This is a genomic window from Methylophilus sp. DMC16 (assembly GCF_056314045.1).
This window is the reverse complement of record NZ_JBQUZC010000002.1, coordinates 623,726-643,708: the sequence shown is the minus strand read 5'-3', so window position 1 is coordinate 643,708 and position 19,983 is coordinate 623,726. Positions and strand designations below refer to the sequence as shown.

The window sequence follows — 19,983 nt, the reverse complement described above, 5'->3', positions numbered from 1 at the left end:
ACAAACCGAATACGACATGCGTACAACAGTACGTGAATTAATGCCAAAAATCGCGCCTAGAGTGAGAGTGTTTAAGAACAATCGAGTCTGACCCTTTGATTGCATGCTTCAGACCAACCTTCGCGCTAGCCTTACATCCATTCGATTAATGGCATAGTTTGTTTGAGAGTGATGGGGTATGTATGATTGCAAGACTGACCCCAACGCTCTTATGCCCGCAACACCCAAGGCAGCTTAAACAGAATCGCAAGGTATTCCACTTAAAACATTAAACATTCTGTCCAAATAAACGGTGCCACCTCTAATACAGAAGAAAAAATAAGGGTAACCAAGTGAATAAAATTAAAATTTTTAGGCAAAGTAAAGTGATATTGATTGGTGCTTTACTTTTTCTGATTTACATAAGCTGGTATTGCTATGAGCGTCCACATTTTATAAAAGTAGATGCTTGTACAAAGTGGAATCTTGATGCAAATAAGAGCAGAACAACTTGCAATAAAGTCCTTCACATGCAGATTAGTCGAGAGTTTGCGCCAATAGTTGATGAACGAGGGGCTCTGGACATATTTTGGATTAATTTGTCACGCGTGAAAATCTTTGATGATGCGGTGATGTGGAAAAACGATGATGATCTGAATATAGACATTCACTTTTTTGATGAGTCCAAAGAGCAATGGTTTGCTCATGCTTATGAGATACACGCAGTATTAGCGAACCCAATTATTGTTGACATACCTGAGGGCGATGGATTGTTAGTTAAATCAGAAGATACTCATCGCTATTCAAGCACTGGGGCAGGTTTTAGCTACATTATTCCAAAAGATGGTGGTAAAGATGTTTGGATGAGTTGCGCAATGCCTTATTACATAGGAGGCGCAGAACTAAAAACCGATGTGGGCTGTAATGTTAATTACTTCATGCAACAGGGTTTTTATATCAGCTATCAAATGCGCAGAAAACATCTTTATCGTTGGCGAGAAGTGAACCAGAAAGTTATCAAGCAGGTTGAACAAGCGATTTTTAATCAAACTAAAAACTCAGGAGAGCAATAATGGCTACCTTAACGCAAACCCAATATCTCCAGCTAAAAACCAATCTTGACAATGATAATCGGGCCACGGGGTCGGATCTTGCATTCCTACAAAGCACGTAGGTTGGGCTGAGATAAAGCCCAACAATTCATTGCAGAAAACTTTAACCATTAGACTTCGAGAAGTCAGCACAACCTGCTGGGCAACCTTGTCATGTACCGCCTAAAACGCGCAGCCTGAAAACATCAAGCCAGCCATCTCAAGAAAGATTGAGCGCTTTTAAGCGCCGGTAAAGCGTATTTCTGCTTAACCCCAGCTGACGGGACACCGCTGAAATATTGCCGCCATGTTGCAGCATGGCTTGCCGGATCGCTTCATCATTTTGCACTTTCAGGCTGGCCGCTGGCAACGCGGCCATGCCGACCGCAGCCGGCTCAGCATCTGCTTTTTTCGCATGCATTTCATCCAGAAAGTCCTGCATCAAATGCTGGCGGCCAATCACGCCGCCATCCGCCAATGCCACGGCCGTGCGCAACACATTGTGCAACTGGCGTACATTGCCCGGCCAGGGATGCTCATTAAACAGCGCCACCACCTCTTCACTCAAGGTGGCTTGCGGCGCCTGTTCAATTTGCAGAATGACCTGAATCAACCTTGCCATATCCAGCCGCTCCCGCAGCGCAGGCAATTGCACACTGAGGCCATTGATGCGGTAATACAAATCACTGCGGAACTCGCCTGCAGCCACTTTATCTTTCAACTTCTGATTGGTCGCGCTGAGCAGCATAAAGTTGACCGGGATAGACTTGCTGCCGCCCAACGGCGTCACGCTACGTTCTTGCAAGACGCGCAACAAGCGCGCTTGCAGTGACAATGGCATATCGCCAATCTCATCCAGAAACAAGGTGCCGCCATCCGCTTGCTGGATTTTGCCAAGATTGCCTTTACGCTTGGCCCCTGTATAGGCGCCTTCTTCATAGCCAAACAGTTCGGCTTCAATCAGCCCTTCTGGCAAGGCCGCACAGTTGACGGCAATAAACGGCTTGTGGCGGCGCGCACTGGCATCGTGAATCGCGCGTGAAAATAATTCTTTACCGGCCCCGGTCTCGCCGAGGATCAGCAACGGGATGTCTTTGTCCAGCACTTGCTTCACTTGCGTGATCGCCAGCTTGAATTGCGGGTCGCCACTGTCCAGCAGCTCCAGACTGGCGGCAGACTCGCGCGGCGCCAGCGGCGGCATTTTTTTCGGAGCGGAAGGCGCCTGGCTCGCCGAGGCGCGGGCATATAACCGTGCGCCATTACGCAGATGCAGTGGAAACAAGACATCGGCATTTAAACCGCGTTGCTTGAACGCGATCCACGACTCGTCAAAAATATCTTCAAATGCAATGCGCCGCGCAGACAGGCTATCCTGATCCAGCGGCAAACCAAACTGAAACTGACCACTACGGTTGATCGTCTGTAGCTGGCCAGCCGCATCAAACAAAGCCACCCCTTCCCACAAGGTACCAATAAATTCTGGCCGCACATGAAAATGCACGGCGATTTCACCCTCTGCGGTGGCATGAAACAGCCGGTTTTCGACCATTTGTGCCGCCATTTTGACCAGGGCCAGCGTGTGCTGCTGCGGCGCATTAAGGTCGTTGGATACGTCCAGCGTCGCAACCAAATGGTTATTGGCAGCAAAGATCGGCACGGCGGAACAACTGAGTGAATGATGATAGGCCATGAAGTGCTCAGCCCCCTGCACACTGATGGCCAGGCGCTCTACCAGCGCGGTGCCAATGGCGTTGGTGCCCCGGTGCTCTTCGCTCCACGACGCGCCAGGCAATAACGAGGCGCGGATCTGATTTTCATCCACGCCTTCACCCATGGTGCGCAAAATCACCCCTTCGTTATCGGTCAAAATCACCAGGCTACGCGTATGGGCAATTTGCTCACTCAAGGTGATCATTTCCGGTTCGGCTTGCGCCAATAACAGGCGGTTTTTCTCCAGCCGCTGCGCCAATTCCTGGGCAGTGATAATCTGGTCTTCTGCAGGGGCTTGCTCATCCACGCCTTTGACCATACACCGCCGCCACGAGCGGGCAATCGCTTCGGCAATGGCGCGCTGATCATCACGCAAGCCAACTTGCGGCAAGGGAGTGGAGGAGGGGGAATACTTGTTGGGCATGGAAAACTGAACACCTGTCACGTCGGATTGAACAACTGTACCAGTATGACACAGTCGTGAACAGTACAGGCTATCTTGCACAGAATCTCGAGCATTGATCATACTTTTATAACCTACTGATTTTAATATATTTTTTAAAAATTTCCAAAAGATGATTGCGGTTGGCACACGCATTGCAATGAGTGATCAAGCCGTCACAAAAGAAGCATTTGTTAACGGCGTGTCAACACAACTCATCCAGCTTCAAAGCAACCATTTTGGAGGTTATTTATGCAACAACGTATCAAGCTTGCCATCAGCGCATTACTGTTAGGCAGCATCAGCACCAGCGTATGGGCAGATGCTGAACTGGACACTTTAATGAAAGATGACAATCAGTGGGCCATGCAGCGTAAAGACTACGCGAATCAGGGCTATAGCCGCTTGTCACAAATCAACAAAGGTAATGTCAAACAATTGAAAATGGCCTGGTCGTTTGCCACTGGTGTGAACCGCGGTCACGAAGGTGCACCGCTGGTCATCGGCAATACCATGTTTATCCACACCGCATTCCCTAACAACGTGTATGCGCTGGACCTGAACGATGACCAGAAAATTCTGTGGTCTTATTTCCCTAAACAAAGCCCGGATGTGCAATCCGTCATGTGTTGCGACAACGTGAACAAAGGCTTGGGCTACGGTGACGGCAAGATTCTGCTGCAACAGAATAATGGCGTACTGGTCGCTCTGGATGCAAAAACAGGGGCCAAGGTCTGGGAAGTAACTGTCAACGACCCAAGAACAGGCGCGGCCAACACCAACGCTCCACACGTGTTTAAAGATAAAGTAATCACTGGCTGTTCAGGCGGTGAATTCGGTGTACGTTGCCATATCAGTGCTTACAACATCAAAGATGGCAGCCTGATCTGGAAAGCCTACAGCACCGGTCCAGACAGCGAAGTGATGATTGGACCAGACTTCAACAAGGAAAACCCACACTACAGCGCACTGTCTCTCTACGAAGACGTGAATGGCGGTAACAAAATGGGTGGTTCCTTCAAGAATCTGGACAAAGCACAACTGAAATTTCCAGAAGCCAACCTGGGTGTACGCACCTGGCTCAAACCACAACAGCAGAAAGATGGCTGGCAAAATGGCGGCGGCCCAACATGGGGTTGGTATTCTTACGATCCAAAATTGAACCTGATGTACTACGGTAGCGGTAACCCAGGTACCTGGAACCCAGACGTACGTCCAGGCGACAACAAATGGTCGATGACGATTTTTGCCCGTGACCTCGATACCGGCTTGGCACGCTGGGGCTACCAGATGACGCCACACGACGAGTGGGATTATGACGGCATGAACGAAATCGTGTTGTGGGAAGCAAACGGCAAGCAATTGGCCACCCACTTTGACCGTAACGGTTTTGGCTATACCTTTGACCGCACCAACGGCACGCTGCTGGTCGCTGAAAAAATGCACCCGTTCGTCAACTGGGCAACCAAGATTGATCTGAAAACCGGTATTCCGGTCAAGGATCCAAAATACTCTACGCACCAGGATTACAACGCAAAAGGCGTTTGCCCTTCTGCACTGGGTGTTAAAGACGAACAACCGTCCGCGTTTTCACCGAAAACCAAAACGTTCTATGTCCCGCTTAACCACGTGTGCATGACCTATGAGCCAGTTGAATCGAAATATGTGGCCGGTCAACCTTGGGTAGGGGCGACATTGACCATGTTTGCCGGTCCAGACGGCGTGATGGGTGGCTTTATGGCTTGGGATGGCCTCAAAGGCAAAGCTCAGTGGTACAACAAGGAGAAATTCTCTGCTTGGGGTGGCGCACTGGTCACCGCGTCTGATCTGGTCTTCTACGGTACGCTGGACCGTTGGGTGAAAGCCCTGGATGCCAAAACCGGTAAAGAACTGTGGAAATTCCAAGTAGGTTCCGGCGTGGTCGGCAACATGATCACCTACGGTCACAAAGGCAAACAATACGTCGGCGTACTGTCTGGCATTGGCGGTTGGGCGGCCGTGGCGATGAACCTGGGCTTAACCAATGATACCGATGGCTTGGGTGCTGCCGGTGGTTACAAGGAACTGACTAAATACAACGCCGCACCTGGTGGTGGCGCCATGAATGTATTCAGCTTATAAGAGAGGAAACCGCATGCAATTGTTTAACCAAACCTTGCTCGCCACGGCCTTGCTGGCTGCCACAGCCTCTGCCATTGCAGGGAGTGGCGCCGAGGCCTTGGCTCAAAAAAGCGGCTGCTTGCTTTGCCATGGCATCGACAAAAAAGTCGTTGGCCCGGCTTACAAAGAAGTCGCCGCCAAATACAAAGGTGATAAAACCGCTGAAGCCAAGCTGATCCAGAAGGTGAAGGCTGGTGGCAGCGGGGTATGGGGTGAAATGCCCATGCCACCGAACAGCCCACAAGTGAAGGACGAAGATATCAAGACCATCGTCCAGTGGGTGTTGAGTTTGTAGTTCCCCTGCGAAATAAGGCGTCAGTGGCCTGTGCAATATGGATGATTCACTTGCCCACTGACGTCCTGTTTCCAACCGTTTTACCATTGATCTCCGAGTGTGCCAACCCGCAAGGGTTGGCTTTTTTTTGCCGCCGAATTAGCCAAGCCTTAAAAGCGTTTACAATGCGGGCATGACGATCTCGCAAACCCTGTTTACACGCCGCATGCTGATGTGTTTCGCCCTAGGCTTCAGTTCTGGCCTCCCCCTGTATCTTTTGCTGCAACTGTTGCCTGCCTGGTTACGTAGCGAAGGCCTCAATCTCAAAACCATCGCCGCCTTTGCCTTTATGCAACTGCCCTATACCTGGAAGTTTTTGTGGTCACCCTTGATGGACCGCTATAGCTTGTTACAAGCGCTGGGCCGCCGCCGTAGCTGGATACTGGGCACTCAATTCGCGCTGCTTGCCAGTATTGTGGGCCTGGGCATGTTCCAGCCGCAGCAAGAAATCAGCATGGTCGCCCTGCTAGCGACACTGGTAGCGCTATTTTCGGCCAGTCAGGATATCGTCATTGATGCCTACCGCCGCGAAACACTGAGCGATGAAGAGCTGGGTTTGGGCAACAGCCTGTATGTCAACGCCTATCGGATTGCTGGCTTGGTCCCTGGCTCGCTGGCCCTGATTCTGGCAGACCATCTGGCCTGGTCGCAGGTATTTTTGGTCGTTGGCCTTTTTATGCTGCCCGGTATCGGCTTTACACTGTGGGCGCAAGAACCCGTGATGGCCAGCGCGCCCAAAACCTTGCTCGCTTCCGTGATTGAACCTTTCAAGGAGTTTATCCATCGTAGCGGCTGGCAGCATGCGCTGTGGGTGTTGCTATTTATCTTGCTTTATAAGCTGGGCGACAGCATGGCCACCGCACTCGCGACGCCGTTTTATATTGACATGGGCTTCAGCAAAACCGATATCGGCGCCATTGCCAAAGGCAGCGGCCTGGTCATGCAAATCGCCGGTGCCTTCGTTGGCGGCATCTGGATGCTGAAATTGGGCATTAACCGCGGTTTATGGACCTTTGGTGTCGTACAGGCGCTCTCCATCCTGGGGTTCGCCTGGCTCGCGGGCAGCGGCCCCTTTACCGAGATCGGTGCCCCAGAACGCAGCATGCTTGCGATTGTGATCGGCGTTGAAGCCTTTGGCGTTGGCTTGGGCACAGCGGCTTATGTGGCCTACATGGCACGCGAAACCAACCCAGCCTATACCGCAACCCAGCTCGCCTTGTTTACCAGCCTCTCCGCCGTACCGCGCTCGGTTTTTAATGCTCTGACTGGTGGCATGGTGGAGGCACTGGGATGGCAGCAGTTTTTTTATGTGTGCACTTTGCTGGCAATCCCGGGGATGTTGCTGTTGTTTAAGGTAGCACCTTGGCGGGAAAAATAGGTTTCTCGCAGACAAATATGTTTCTTTTCGACTCTTGACGAGTTACTTTTCTTTGCTTGCACAGGCTGTGATTTACTTTTGAGTGCGCTTTGGGATTTTGGAAGGGTCTATTTCGCCTTTAGGCGACCATTCTTTCTTATGCTTTTCCATAAGAAAGAAGGCAAAGAACAAGACACCCTAGCTTCCGCTTCATTCCTGCGTTGCTCGCCAAAACAAGCGGTCACGAAACTCGACCTGGCAGCTCACAAAATACGTGAGCTGGTGCGGGACTCGAACAGTCGCTCCCTTCTTCCTTGTTTTGGCTGCGCTACTCGGCGCGGCAGATAGGGGCCCGAAAACCCATGAGCGCCACCGTTTGTGGGCTAAAAAGAAAAGAATTTGAGTTTTTGAACGGTCCAAATTTCAATAGTGTGAGTTTGGCGAGATGAATCCCATTCCATCACGCTGAGTAGCGGAGACGAAGTGGGGGATGTCGGCCATCGGCTGTTTGAGTTCCGCAACAAGCCACGAAGTGTGTGGCTTGTCAGGGCGAGTTTCGTGACCGCTTACTTTGTTGATAACTAAGACTGCGAAGCAGTCTGTTACGGCGTAGGCTAACTTGCGCAGCAATGTTAAGCGTAGCGGCCGTAGCCAACAACGCAAGGAAGCCAAAGGCCGTGATGGCTGGGTGCCCTCTTCTTTGGCTTCGGCCGCCACTGCGTGGCTTAACCTAAAGGTTAGCCTTCGCCGCAACACTGCGTTAGTTGTGGTTACTTTCTGTGGGGCAAGCAACAGAAAGTAACTCGCCTAGAGGCGAAACAAACTCTTCATGTATTCGGCATCATATTAACAAAGTACTCACTAGAGCACTTGGATTCCGACCTACGTCAGAATGACAGAACGCACTATCCCAGCAAGCTAAAAAGAACAACCTTACTTACTCAATCCGCATAATCCACAATCAACGGCGCATGGTCGCTAAACCGCTCTGCCTTATACACACTCGCCGCAGTCACTTTTGCACCCAATGCTGGCGTTGCCAGCTGGTAATCAATGCGCCAACCCACATTCTTGGCCCAAGCCTGCCCACGGTTACTCCACCAGGTGTAGCACGCATCGGTGGTGTCCGGATACAGCGTCCGATAAGTGTCGACCCAGCCGACACGTTGCAACACATCCCCCATCCAGGCGCGCTCTTCTGGCAAAAAGCCGGAGTTCTTTTTATTGCCTTTCCAGTTTTTGAGGTCGATTTCCTGATGGGCAATATTCCAGTCGCCGCAAATTACGACCTCGCGGCCACAGGCAATCAACTGCTCCAGATGCGGCAAAAATTTTGCCATCACGGCAAATTTGAATTGCTGCCGCTCTTCGCCGCTAGAGCCGCTCGGCAGGTATAAAGACACCACGCTTAGATTGCCGTACTGACATTCCAGATAGCGCCCTTCAGCGTCTATTTCGGCATGGCCCAAGCCAATAATCACCTTGTCTGCAGGCTGCTTGCTGTAAATCCCCACACCGCTATAGCCCTTTTTCTCAGCATAGTGAAAATAGCCGTGGTAACCAGGCGGCTGCAGCATGTCAGGCTGCATGTCACCGGCTTGGGCTTTGAGCTCCTGTAAACACACAATCTCGCCGCCACTATTCGCCAGCCAGGGCAAAAAGCCTTTGTTGCAGGCTGACCGTATGCCATTGAGGTTCAAGGTTATAATACGCATTGTTTAAATACTTTCTGCTTTTTTAAAATGACTGCCAACACACTCAGTGCCGATTTTATTGCTTTTTCCATCCACAAACAGGTATTGCGCTTTGGTGAATTTAAAACCAAAGCCGGCCGCTTGAGCCCATATTTTTTTAATGCTGGCCTGTTTGATGACGGCGAGAGCATGCTCAAACTGGGTGAGTTTTATGCAAACAGCATTCTACAGTCTGGCTTGCAATTCGACATGCTGTTTGGGCCAGCTTATAAAGGCATTCCGCTGGTGACCGCGATCAGTATTGCATTTGCACGTCTGGGCCATAATTATCCGTATGCGTATAACCGCAAAGAAGCCAAGGACCATGGCGAAGGCGGGACGTTGGTCGGGGCTGCATTGAACGGCCGTGTGCTGATTATTGATGACGTGATTTCTGCGGGCACTTCTATCCGGGAGTCTGTTGAACTCATCCGCAAAGCAGGAGCCACGCCTTGCGCGGTCAGCATCGCCCTGGATCGCCAGGAAAAGGGGCTAGGGGAGTTGTCTGCCGTGCAGGAGGTTGAACAAACCAACCAGATGCCGGTGGTCAGTATTGCCAAACTGGCTGACCTGTTTGCCTATTTGCAAGGCAACGAAAAGCTGGCGCAGTATTTCCCGGCCATTGAAGCGTACCGCGCACAATATTGCGTACGCTAAGCCGGCCGATCCCACTAAAAAGCGAGCATCGGCTCGCTTTTTTTATTTCAGCATGCCCATCAAGCGCGACATGATAAGTGCCGGATTATTCTCCACCACACCATTCGGCGTTAATTGATTCACCACCTCGGGTAAATGTTCGGCAATTTTGCTACTCAGCTCATCGGTCGTCATATTCAATTTACCGGCGATCCCGCTCAATACTGCAGTACCCAAGGCAGCCCCGACTTGCTGAGCACTCACATTCAAATTCGCCCCTGTGCCTACCCACGAATCAACCTGCTCGCTCAAGCCGCCGTTTTTCAGCGTTTGCAAAATGCCAGATAAGCCACCGTATTGTTGAAATAGCTCCATCGCCAGTTTTGCCAATGGACCTTTATCACCCATGACCTTGTTCATCATGGCCCCAGCCATGCTATCGAATAATCCCATTCTGGGCTGCTCCTAGTTAATTGTCCAAATAGTTCTTCTTTTATTGCACCCAGGCAACGATTACCCCGGCCTGGATCCGCCCTACGCCGGAACGACAGATCCCAAGAGCCAATCAATCTACTTTAATAACTATCTTAGAAGTAGATTGTTTACCGATTCAGAAAAGACCAATCAAAAACGCTCATGCTCGCCCAAATAACGCCATTGTCCCGGCGGTAACTTACCCAAGTTGATACTGCCTATGCGAATCCGTTTTAAGCCGACGACGTGCAATCCCACCAGTTCACACATGCGTCGAATCTGGCGCTTACGCCCCTCACGTAACACAAATCGCAGTTGATCTTCATTTTGCCAGGAAACTTTGGCAGGTTTTAACTGTACCCCATCCAGACTCAGGCCATGATTCAACAAAGCCAGGCCATTGGCACTGAGCTGACCTTCAACCCGCACCAAGTATTCTTTTTCAACGCTGGAGTCATCCCCGATCAGCTTGCGCGCAACGCGGCCATCTTGTGTGAGTACGAGCAGTCCGGTTGAATCAATATCCAGCCGCCCGGCGGGGGCCAAGCCACGCAAATGGCCTCGCTTGAAGTGGATACCGCTGCTATCTTCGGGCCATTGATTGTCTGGATTGACCAGTACTACTGCTGGTTCATAGCCATCTTCAGCCTGGCCGCTAACGTAACCCACGGGTTTGTGTAGCAGAATGGTGACGGTTTCGGCCTGATGCTCTTTGGCATAGGCACTGATAATAATCTCGGCCGCTGGGTCAATGCGGGTGCCCAAGGTTTCAATGATTTCACCATTGACCTTGACCCAACCGTTCACGATCCAGTCGTCGGCTTCGCGACGTGAGCACAAGCCGCGGTCGGCCATGACTTTGGACAAGCGAGGCTGCTGGTCAATGGCAGCGGGCGCAGGGGCTGACGGGCGAGGGTGGCGGTCATCGGTTTTTGCCATGCGTGGACGCGGCTGGTCGCGGTTGTATTGTCGACGGCCATCGTTGGCGGTGGGTGAGCGTCTCTCTTTTTGTTCGGGTTTGCCATCAAATGCACGTGGCTTTTTATCACGCACGGCTTTTTCTTTGCGTGCGGGTTGCGCTTGTGCGTCGCGCGCTTGCGGCTCGGCTGCAGCACGTTCTTTTTTGACAGGGGGCGCTTTGCTGCGGTCACGCAGCTCGGGTGAAAGTGGCCGCACCGGCTTTTCTCGTTTTTGTTCTGTGGCCGCGGGAGATTTATTGAGTTTGAGCGTAGACAAAGTAGTCGTCTCACCATAGAAAATGAATAAGACGCTATTGTAATTTATTTGACTGGCAGCGGACGAAAATTCAGGGTGCCAGGCTGTTTGCGGGCACTTTCCGGCATATAGTGCAAAATACTTTCAGCACGCGACAATACGGGGTTTCTGGCAATAAACTGTTGTTTCCAGGCACGGTGCGGGTTGCGGATGATGCCCGCCAGCCAGGCGGCCTGAATCGGATTCATCTTGGCAGGCTCCAGGCCAAAATAATAGTTGGCCGCTGCGTGTGCACCACACAGCCCCGGGCCCCAATCCACCGTATTCAGATACAAATTAAGAATTTGTGTTTTATTTAAAGTGTGTTCGAGCTGCACCGCGTAGAGCAATTCTTCAATTTTACGCTTCCAGGTCCGTTCACCATTGGTGAACATGTATTTCACGACCTGCTGGGTGATGGTGCTGCCGCCCACCGCTTTATCCGTGCTTTCCTTACCTAATAGCTGCCGCATTTGCGTGAGCACATAGCCGGGATGGTGCCTGAACTCGGCATCCTCGGCGATGATCACCGCCATCGGCAGCCAATGCCCCATGTTGTCATAACTGAGCCAGTGGACTTTTTCAGGATGTTTTTGCTCATCAAGCAAGGGGCAATCATACTGCACCGTCGACGCTGTGACTTTGCTGAGATCAAGCCCTGTCACTTGCAGCTGTTCAAGCTGAGGTTGTGCACTCCAGCTCTGCTTGGGCCAGCGCAGGGTGCCGCTGGCGCTAAGAATGCCTGAGGCATGCGCCTGCGCGATGCTGGAGGAATGACTGGCCAAAGGCGCCAGCAAGCTCGCTAAGGGGGTAGCAGGCAGCGTCCAGTTAAGCTTTAAGGCGTGCATGGTGACTTTGCCTTCAAAGTTAATTTTGAAGGCGGGCGGGGGCACTGCGGAAGGGGTATTGGGGAGCGCTGAGGAGTGCGCAACCAGGTGTCCGCGAAGTTGCTGGCCATTGAGCTTGAGCCATAAATCGACACTTTCCAGCATCAGGGGCTTATCACTCACCGATTTAGCGATTAACCAGCATTGCTGGCAGTGGACACGCAAGCCGTCTGCATCATACAAGCGGATCTGGCCATGGTGCAGGCTAAATGCCTTGTGGTCCAGCCACCAGCGGCCAACTGGCGAGGTCGCCAGCATGAACAGCGGCAACACACGAACCTGAACGCCACTGCCTATCGGCAGCTTTATTCGCCAGGCAGTTTTATCATAGGGCTGCCAAATCCAGACGGTGACGGCGAGCGTTGTCAGCAGGACAGCTGCCAAGAGCGTGAGTAACAGGCGTTTGCACCAGAGTCTGACCATGTTGAGCGATGCTTAAACCACCAGGCGCTCCACAACCTTGCCTTGCTGCAGATGATTTTCAATGATGTCGTCAATATCGCTTTCATCGACAAAGGTATACCAGACCGCATCTGGATAGACGACCATGACCGGGCCAACGCCACAACGGTCCAGGCAACCGGCACGGTTAATCCGCACTTTGCCAGCCCCAGCCAAGCCTTGCTGTTTGACCTGCTTTTTCATGTAATCAAAAGCCGCTTCGGCACCTTTGTTCATACAACAGTCTTCACCGTTTTCACGCTGGTTTAGGCAGAAAAAGACATGGTATTGAAAGTGGCTTGGAGTCATCTAAATTGCCTCATTAAATAGGGACTGCACATTACTCAGTCGAAAGTTGGTCATCCCTGGTAAAGTTCCAGGTACGGGTAATACTCAGCACATCGGTATCCTGACGTATGTCTTCAGTGAATACCGGAAACGGCGCGGCCAATTGCACAATGCGCCGTGCGGACTCATCGAGCAACCTGTGCCCGGAGCTGCGATGAATACGAATATCTTCTATCGACCCATCAGCCTTGATCGACACCGTCATCTGCAATTGACCATATAACTTTTGTGTTCGGGCTGCTTGCGGATAATTCAGGTTTCCCACACGCTCAATTTTTTGCCGCCATTGCTCCACATAATTCGCAAAGCGATATTCGCGTGTGCGGGCGCCGATAAACTGTCGCTTGGGGCGGTTTTCATAGGCCTCCTGCTGCTTGGCAATCAATGCTTCCAGCTTGGCCATTTCTTGCATGGCAGCCAATTGCGGCTGTGATTGCTCTGGCAGCAATTTTGCCGGCGGTTGCTCTTTGCTGGATGGATGCGGCAATGTGGACGGCGCCTGCAGACTAGTGACCGATGTACTGGCTTTTAGTTGCGTCAGTAGTGCCTGTGCTTCTTGCTCCAGTTGGGTCACCCGCTGTTTTTCTCGAACCAGCTCAGACTCTTGCGGGGCCGCGGCAGGCGTTGCTGAGGCGGTGTTTGCCTGTGGCGTAGCGGGCAAGGCTGCTTGTAATTGCTGCACGCTGGGCAGCGGACTTTTCATCTGCCGCTTTTCATCGGTATTGCCGCCGCGATCAAGGTTGGCTTGTGCCAGCGCATCCGCTTTTTCTGGCGCACTGCGGGTTTTGCTGTTGACCAGCATCACCTGCAAAGAGGGAATCTGGTCTTTAAACGCCTTGAGTTCGGGCTGAAAATGGAGAGTCAGCAATACGGCGTGCACCAGTAAAGAAGCCCACAAGGCCCATACCAGTGGTGACTGTTTGCTGAAACCTTTCACGAGGCCCATGCGGCGTCTGCCTGTTTATCCCGGCAAAGCCTGCAATAATTTCTGGTGCACGCCGCCGAACCCGCCATTGCTCATCACCAGCACATGGTCGCCAGGTTTGGCCATGGCGCTGATAGCGGCCACTAACTGTGTCAGGTCATCAAAGGTTTGGGCTTTGTGCTGAATCGGCGCCAGCGCCGCTGCAGCATCCCAGCCCAGGTTGCTGGCGTAACAAAATACGGCATCGGCATCACGCAGGCTGTCGGGCAGGGCCTCTTTCATTACACCTAGTTTCATGGTGTTAGAGCGCGGCTCGAGGACGGCCAGAATGCGAGCTGCGCCCACTTTGGCGCGCAAGCCTGCAATCGTGGTGGCAATCGCGGTAGGATGGTGGGCAAAATCGTCATACACCGTGATTTCGTTAACCACGCCTTTGACTTCCATGCGGCGTTTGACGTTTTTGAATTCGCTCAAGGCCTCAATCGCTATGCAAGGTGCAACACCGACATGGCGGGCGGCGGCAATCACAGCCAGCGCATTATTACGGTTATGTTCGCCGAGCAGGTCCCAGCTCACATTACCCTGGCGCTCACCGTTAAAAAACACATCAAAACGACCTTGGGCGTCCACATGTTGCACTTGCCAGCCACTCGCACTGTCTATACGCTCCACGGCACTCCAACACCCGCGTGCAAGTACCCGGTCCAGGCTTTCTTGTTGGTTCGCGACCACAAGACCTTGCTGAGGCACGGTGCGCACCAGGTGATGGAACTGCTTTTCAATGGCGGCAAGGTCGTCAAAGATATCTGCATGATCGAATTCCAGATTATTCAGTACGGCTGTACGCGGACGGTAATGCACGAACTTTGAGCGCTTGTCGAAGAAAGCGGTGTCATATTCATCGGCCTCAATCACAAAGAAAGGGGAGACCGATTGCGGATCTTGCCTGGGTGTTTGTGGCAACCGCGCAGAAACACCAAAGTTTTCAGGCACGCCGCCAATCAAAAAGCCAGGCGCCAACCCGGCGTACTCCAGCACCCAGGCCAGCATCGAAGACGTGGTGGTTTTGCCGTGTGTCCCGGCCACCGCCAGTACCCATTTACCTTGCAGCACATTCTCTGCCAGCCACTGTGGGCCAGAAATATAAGGCAATCCCTGATTGAGAATTTCTTCCATCAGCGGATTGCCGCGCGTCACCACGTTGCCAATCACATAAATATCAGGCTGCAAGCCCGTTTGCGAAGGATCAAAGCCTTGGATCAACTCAATGCCCTGAGCCTCGAGTTGGGTGCTCATAGGCGGGTACACATTGGCATCACAGCCAGTGACCCGATGCCCGGCCGCCTTGGCCAGCACGGCGATGCCGCCCATAAACGTGCCACAAATGCCAAGGATGTGAATATGCATAGAATTTACCAGAACAGATTAACGCATGCATTTTACCAAACAACGTCTGGCAAAACGGTAGTGATGTGATTCAATTTGACGCAAATAAAGACTGATATGCCCGGCAGTGGGCAGTGATATCGTCCGCCTGGAAAATATCGCTGATCACGGCCAGTGCATCCGCGCCAGCCGTGATCAATGGACGGGCATTCTCCAGCGTTATCCCCCCAATGCCAACCACCGGCACAGACAACTGTTGCCTGGCTTGCGCAAACAACGCAGTCTCGGCACGCGGCGCATTCGGCTTGGTAGAAGAAGGATAACAGGCGCCAAAAGCCACGTAATCCGCCCCCGCAGTTTGCGCGTGTTCCGCCAGCGAAAACTGGTTATAGCAAGAAGCGCCAATGATTTTTTGTTTACCGAGCAGGGCGCGTGCCTGCGTGATGGCACGGTCATGCTGACCCACATGCACGCCATCTGCATCCAGATGAGCGGCCAGATCAACATGGTCATTAATCAAAAAGGGAATCTGAGCGCCACGGCATAATGCCAACAAGGCTGCCGCTTGCTCCAGACGCAAGGCCTCGGTGGCCGTTTTATGACGGTATTGCACAATGGCAACGCCTCCACGCAAGGCCTGCGTCACCTGTTCGCACAACAGTGCAGTGTCATCACAATCTGGCGTGACCAGATACAAACCTTTAATGCTGAAGCTCACTCGCCTTTTCCTGTACCTCGGACTCACGTGCCCAGAAGAAACGGTCGGGAATAAACTGCCCCATGCCCGGCCTAAAGGCGTGACGCAGGGTTTGCCAGGTAAATTCCTGTGCTTCGTGCACGGCTTCTTCCATACTCAAGCCATGTGCCAAACATGCGGTGATGGCACTGGTGAGCGTGCAGCCAGAGCCATGATAACTGCCAGGCAAACGTTCCCAGTGATAATCCTTGATCAGGCCAGGCACGCCATTTTGTAAACCATACAAACTGTTCACGACGTCATTTGAACGCTCGTGCGTGCCCGTGATCATCACATATTCAGCCCCCATGCCCAGCAGGCGTAGCGCACATTCTTCAAGCGAGCTATGCTTCACCTCGTCGCTTTCATCGTAATAGGCCAGGCGACGGGCCTCCAGGCTATTAGGCGTAATCAGAGTGGCTTGCGGGAACAAGAGCTCGCACATCGCGGCCTGCATTTCTTCATTCGACAACTCGTCGCCGCGGCCAGACGCGAGAATCGGATCGATGATGAGCGGCACATCCGGGTAATCAGCCACAATCTCGGCAATCACTGCCACATTTTCAACGCTCCCCAGCAAACCCAATTTAAACGCGCTGACGGAGACATCTTCCAGAATGGTGCGTGCCTGATCATTGATCAGGTCTGCATCCAGTGGCATCACGCTCTCTACCCCCACTGTGTCTTGCGCGGTAATGCCAGTAATCACTGACAAGGGGTAGCACCCGATGCTGGAGAGCGCCAGAATATCGGCCTGCACACCTGCACCACTGCTGGGATCTGTGGCCGCAAACGTTAAAACGGTGGGAGGGGTATTTGCCATGAAAAATCCTTTGGAGCGGCTGACGGGAATCGAACCCGCGTATCAAGCTTGGGAAGCTGGCGTTCTACCATTGAACTACAGCCGCAGATGAACGGGCTCTATTTTACTTGGTGTTAGCATGAATACAAAACATTATTCAGCATAAAAATAAAGCCGGACAACTGTCCGGCTTTATTCGCACTCAAGTGATTAAATACAATTTGAGTTCACGCCATCCGGCAATTTAACCCCAGAACTCAGGATAGGGGTACTACCCAGGTGATCTTCATTCACTGGACAAGCCACTGCATCAGGATCATCGTCATCACCCGCAGCAGGGTTCAGAGAAACGATGGTCATCGTATTCAAAGCAGGGTTAGTTCCGACCAGGCCACCTAAACCAGCGTTGTCACGGGGAGAGATATTCAACAGCGTGGTTGGAGGAGTAACTGGTAGCGCCGTATATATCAAGCCATTCCCAGAAGAGTTTAGTTGTTGAATGTTATTTTTAACTGCATCATAACTTGTACCAAACTGTTGAAAGTTAACTTTAGCCAACACATTAGAACCAGGTTGACTCCTATCTGGCGAGGTTGAATAGATCAACCACCGACCATTAGTGCCTGTTGAAATATCAGAGTTACTGCTATTTCTGTAATCACGGCCAGCGACCTGTGTTACTGCATTAGTAGAGGTACTTGTTGTGTTGATATCCCCATTTTGAATCACATCTTGACCAGCACGGACAAAAATATTTGCAGAGTTACCATTCACACCAGTACCAGTTTTAGCACCCGCATTATTGGTGATACCACCAAAAGTGACATCGCCACTGGTTGCTACCAAATTAACGGCACCCGCAACGCCACCAGACTTATTCGTACCATTACCGTCTGCACCAGATGCAGTTACCTTTCCAACTGTGAGGCTAGTGCCCGCGGTAATATTTATATCCCCCGCGCTCTTACCATCAGTATCACTTCGCCCCACACCAGCACTGGTATTGATATCACCCGTTTTAATTTCTCCTGCTGCATTCATGGTGACTTTAGCACCGAGATTATTAATTCCACCATTGGCGTTAACATTGCCCGTAGTTATGTTGCCTGCTGAGCTAGCCAGGGTTACATCTCCAGATAGCGTTGAACTCGCCGATGTTGAGCCAGCATCTCCAGCACTGGTAGTAATACTGCCAACAGTAATATTATTTACTGTATTGATGGTAACCACTCCACCTTGTCCACCGCTGCCTAATGTTTGATTAGAAACTGAACCACTTGTATTGATATTACCCGTCATGGTCAGACTGTTGGCCTTAATCTCAACATTGCCACCATTGGCACCAGTACCAGGACCAACTCCTGCACCAGCAGCATTAATATTGGCATTGCCAAGGTTTATATCCCCTGTAGCCTCCATTTTTACACTCCCAGCAATACCATTGAATATATTGCCTGTCGTGTTGATATTCACACCGGGCTGGTTTACGGCTATGTTCGCTGCGGAAAGAAATACCCCTCCACTCCCGCTCGTGATATTTGCGTTGATATTGATATCGCCGCCATTTTGACCATCTTTATCTGCTGTCAAACTAATCGAGCCAATTGGCCCTGATTGAATATTTGCATTTGCATTTACATTAATATTGTTATTTGCTTCCATTCGAACACTGCCAGTTGCTTGAGTCATATTCAAAGCGCTACTAACAGTAATATCATTAGTTGCCTGCAAAAATAGTTCGCTAAAGCCGATTACATCTTTAACGTCTATAAAAGTATCAACACCCCCAGTATTATCAGCAAACGCAACGTCAGGCCCTGCTACATCTGCTGGCACCTTAGTCGAGTTACTACCTAAAACGATATTCGTGGGATCAAATAAAACCGAGCCGCCAATACCATTGGCTGCACCAACATTGACATCACCAAGCATGGCGAGATACTGCTTGCCAGAAACCTCAACAAACCCACCGTTACCTTTTGACGCACCACCTTGTGCAGAAATATCCCCATAGTAACGGGTTAAATCATCTGCCCAGACCACCACTTTGCCGCCATTACCTTCTTCAATGGCATCCGCTTTGATCGTTGCACCGCTGGCGACATAAGTGGTTCTTGCGTTGTAAACCGCGTCATTTTTACCTTGGTAATCACCCCCTACCAATACTTTGCCGCCGCCTTTATCGCCGGAGGCATCCAGCACAGCGCCGTTCATCAAAGCCACTTGCTCACCTGTGACCTCAATGGTGCCGCCAGTAGTGTTAAGACCTTTCGCAATCAGGCGACCAGACACTTCAACCTTGGCATTATCTCCACCCTCCAGACGGATGACGCCATTACGTTCGACCAATTGATTAGCCTCAACAATCCCGGAGATATTGATTGCAGAAGCACGGGCATTGGTTGCCATTTGCACAAAGCCACCATCGGCATAGATAGCGCCGCTGTTTTTGATATTGGCCTCGAGAGCATCCCCCGAGAGCTTCGCCTTTATAAGACCATTACCGAAGAAATCCAGTGTTGCCTCTTGTGCCGATCCGAGCACAACACTGCCATTATTTGCGACCAACGTACCGGTATTTTCTACTGATTTACCAAGCAGAACGATATAACCTTCATTTTTAGCTTTAATAACACCATGATTGACAATAGACCCCATATTGTCAGTGCCTGTAAATTTATAACGTCCGGCCAGAAAATCATCATCGGTAATTTTTAATGTGGAGAGGATAATATTTCCAACATTAACTTCAGAACCTTTGGCAAAATAAATGCCGTTGGGATTCACAAATAAAAGCATATTGCTAACATTAAACTTGCCTTCAATTTGCGAAGCATCAGGCCCGGTAATCATAAACATTGCTCGGTCGCCAGCATGCTGATTCAAGTTAACTGTTTCGTTTGACCCAATATTAAAGCTATGCCAAGAAGCCTTGAGAGCGGAGGTTGTCTGATTGATGTCAAGCGTGGTGCCATTGTTACTCACATCAAAAGTTGCATGCCCAATGTCCAGCTTTGCATCAGAAGGGAGCGCATAAGAAACGCCTGAGGCTGTGAGCGCGGCGACTCCTAAACTCACTCTTAATCCAAGCTTAGCTGACTTACTTAATCGAGCACTAAAAGTAAGGCTTTGACTCTGTATTCTGCTACTTACGGACAACGATTTTTTGCCTTTGCTACGCGCTGTCTCTGCAACTACAGCCCATGCATTTTGCACATGACTCCACACCAATCTGTAGACGTGGTTTAAGGATGCTGCTTTCATGACACTTCTCCTTGTTAATAATAA

General features: G+C 51.2%; 16 protein-coding genes and 1 tRNA gene. 5 read left to right on the top strand and 12 right to left on the bottom strand.

Features of this window, described 5'->3' with window-relative positions:
- The first annotated feature begins 332 nt into the window (after positions 1-332).
- Entirely contained in the window at positions 333-1,052 is a 720-nt protein-coding gene (locus ACT53D_RS11180) for a hypothetical protein (protein ID WP_476156214.1), read from the top strand.
- Positions 1,053-1,290: 238 nt separating this feature from the next.
- Here the strand turns inward: ACT53D_RS11180 and ACT53D_RS11175 are convergent, their stop codons facing one another.
- Positions 1,291-3,204, bottom strand: a complete 1,914-nt coding sequence (locus ACT53D_RS11175) for a sigma-54-dependent Fis family transcriptional regulator (protein ID WP_476156281.1) — start codon at positions 3,202-3,204, stop codon at positions 1,291-1,293.
- Between the two features lie 270 nt (positions 3,205-3,474).
- Between ACT53D_RS11175 and ACT53D_RS11170 the strand changes: the two genes are divergently transcribed.
- From ACT53D_RS11170 to ACT53D_RS11160, 3 genes are all read left to right on the top strand, one after another.
- Complete coding sequence (locus tag ACT53D_RS11170) at positions 3,475-5,343, top strand: methanol/ethanol family PQQ-dependent dehydrogenase (RefSeq protein ID WP_194749611.1); 1,869 nt, start codon at positions 3,475-3,477, stop codon at positions 5,341-5,343.
- A gap of 13 nt (positions 5,344-5,356) precedes the next feature.
- Positions 5,357-5,677: a c-type cytochrome gene (locus ACT53D_RS11165; RefSeq protein ID WP_194749612.1), complete on the top strand. Its 321-nt coding sequence runs from the start codon at positions 5,357-5,359 to the stop codon at positions 5,675-5,677.
- A 172-nt stretch (positions 5,678-5,849) separates the two neighbouring features.
- Positions 5,850-7,094, top strand: a complete 1,245-nt coding sequence (locus ACT53D_RS11160; protein WP_476156212.1) for an AmpG family muropeptide MFS transporter — start codon at positions 5,850-5,852, stop codon at positions 7,092-7,094.
- Positions 7,095-8,014: 920 nt separating this feature from the next.
- Here the strand turns inward: ACT53D_RS11160 and ACT53D_RS11155 are convergent.
- A complete protein-coding gene (locus tag ACT53D_RS11155) occupies positions 8,015-8,788 on the bottom strand; it encodes an exodeoxyribonuclease III (RefSeq protein WP_476156210.1) in 774 nt (257 codons plus the stop codon).
- Positions 8,789-8,815: 27 nt separating this feature from the next.
- Here ACT53D_RS11155 and pyrE point away from each other — a divergent pair, with 27 nt between their 5' ends.
- Positions 8,816-9,463, top strand: coding sequence for an orotate phosphoribosyltransferase (pyrE, locus tag ACT53D_RS11150; RefSeq protein WP_194749695.1), 648 nt, complete (start codon positions 8,816-8,818; stop codon positions 9,461-9,463).
- A 42-nt stretch (positions 9,464-9,505) separates the two neighbouring features.
- Here the strand turns inward: pyrE and ACT53D_RS11145 are convergent, their stop codons facing one another.
- The 10 genes from ACT53D_RS11145 to ACT53D_RS11100 all read right to left on the bottom strand — a co-directional run bounded on the left by ACT53D_RS11145 (position 9,506) and on the right by ACT53D_RS11100 (position 19,959).
- A complete protein-coding gene (locus ACT53D_RS11145) occupies positions 9,506-9,895 on the bottom strand; it encodes a YidB family protein (RefSeq protein ID WP_476156208.1) in 390 nt (129 codons plus the stop codon).
- Positions 9,896-10,066: 171 nt separating this feature from the next.
- On the bottom strand, positions 10,067-11,152 hold the full coding sequence (locus ACT53D_RS11140; protein ID WP_476156206.1) for a pseudouridine synthase: 1,086 nt from the start codon (positions 11,150-11,152) through the stop codon (positions 10,067-10,069).
- Positions 11,153-11,196: 44 nt separating this feature from the next.
- Complete coding sequence (locus tag ACT53D_RS11135) at positions 11,197-12,480, bottom strand: biosynthetic peptidoglycan transglycosylase (RefSeq protein ID WP_476156204.1); 1,284 nt, start codon at positions 12,478-12,480, stop codon at positions 11,197-11,199.
- Between the two features lie 12 nt (positions 12,481-12,492).
- On the bottom strand, positions 12,493-12,807 hold the full coding sequence (locus tag ACT53D_RS11130; RefSeq protein ID WP_476156202.1) for a (2Fe-2S) ferredoxin domain-containing protein: 315 nt from the start codon (positions 12,805-12,807) through the stop codon (positions 12,493-12,495).
- A 31-nt stretch (positions 12,808-12,838) separates the two neighbouring features.
- Positions 12,839-13,792, bottom strand: coding sequence for an energy transducer TonB (locus ACT53D_RS11125; RefSeq protein ID WP_275357535.1), 954 nt, complete (start codon positions 13,790-13,792; stop codon positions 12,839-12,841).
- Positions 13,793-13,807: 15 nt separating this feature from the next.
- Positions 13,808-15,178, bottom strand: coding sequence for a UDP-N-acetylmuramate:L-alanyl-gamma-D-glutamyl-meso-diaminopimelate ligase (gene mpl, locus ACT53D_RS11120; protein ID WP_476156200.1), 1,371 nt, complete (start codon positions 15,176-15,178; stop codon positions 13,808-13,810).
- Between the two features lie 70 nt (positions 15,179-15,248).
- Positions 15,249-15,875, bottom strand: coding sequence for a thiamine phosphate synthase (thiE, locus tag ACT53D_RS11115; RefSeq protein WP_476156198.1), 627 nt, complete (start codon positions 15,873-15,875; stop codon positions 15,249-15,251).
- On the bottom strand, positions 15,859-16,716 hold the full coding sequence (gene thiD / locus ACT53D_RS11110) for a bifunctional hydroxymethylpyrimidine kinase/phosphomethylpyrimidine kinase (RefSeq protein ID WP_313984730.1): 858 nt from the start codon (positions 16,714-16,716) through the stop codon (positions 15,859-15,861). Before thiD ends, thiE begins: the two co-directional genes overlap by 17 nt.
- Before the next feature lie 11 nt (positions 16,717-16,727).
- Positions 16,728-16,801 (bottom strand) — tRNA-Gly (locus ACT53D_RS11105).
- Between the two features lie 104 nt (positions 16,802-16,905).
- A complete protein-coding gene (locus tag ACT53D_RS11100; protein ID WP_476156196.1) occupies positions 16,906-19,959 on the bottom strand; it encodes a two-partner secretion domain-containing protein in 3,054 nt (1,017 codons plus the stop codon).
- Positions 19,960-19,983 lie beyond the last annotated feature (24 nt).

Bases quoted from the DNA above. Each gene is read 5' to 3' on its own strand.
- ACT53D_RS11175 (WP_476156281.1), bottom strand. From the start codon at position 3,204: ATGCCCAACAAGTATTCCCCCTCCTCCACTCCCTTGCCGCAAGTTGGC.
- ACT53D_RS11170 (WP_194749611.1), top strand. From the start codon at position 3,475: ATGCAACAACGTATCAAGCTTGCCATCAGCGCATTACTGTTAGGCAGC.
- ACT53D_RS11165 (WP_194749612.1), top strand. From the start codon at position 5,357: ATGCAATTGTTTAACCAAACCTTGCTCGCCACGGCCTTGCTGGCTGCC.
- ACT53D_RS11160 (WP_476156212.1), top strand. From the start codon at position 5,850: ATGACGATCTCGCAAACCCTGTTTACACGCCGCATGCTGATGTGTTTC.
- ACT53D_RS11155 (WP_476156210.1), bottom strand. From the start codon at position 8,788: ATGCGTATTATAACCTTGAACCTCAATGGCATACGGTCAGCCTGCAAC.
- pyrE (WP_194749695.1), top strand. From the start codon at position 8,816: ATGACTGCCAACACACTCAGTGCCGATTTTATTGCTTTTTCCATCCAC.
- ACT53D_RS11145 (WP_476156208.1), bottom strand. From the start codon at position 9,895: ATGGGATTATTCGATAGCATGGCTGGGGCCATGATGAACAAGGTCATG.
- ACT53D_RS11135 (WP_476156204.1), bottom strand. From the start codon at position 12,480: ATGGTCAGACTCTGGTGCAAACGCCTGTTACTCACGCTCTTGGCAGCT.
- ACT53D_RS11130 (WP_476156202.1), bottom strand. From the start codon at position 12,807: ATGACTCCAAGCCACTTTCAATACCATGTCTTTTTCTGCCTAAACCAG.
- ACT53D_RS11125 (WP_275357535.1), bottom strand. From the start codon at position 13,792: ATGGGCCTCGTGAAAGGTTTCAGCAAACAGTCACCACTGGTATGGGCC.
- mpl (WP_476156200.1), bottom strand. From the start codon at position 15,178: ATGCATATTCACATCCTTGGCATTTGTGGCACGTTTATGGGCGGCATC.
- thiD (WP_313984730.1), bottom strand. From the start codon at position 16,716: ATGGCAAATACCCCTCCCACCGTTTTAACGTTTGCGGCCACAGATCCC.
- ACT53D_RS11100 (WP_476156196.1), bottom strand. From the start codon at position 19,959: ATGAAAGCAGCATCCTTAAACCACGTCTACAGATTGGTGTGGAGTCAT.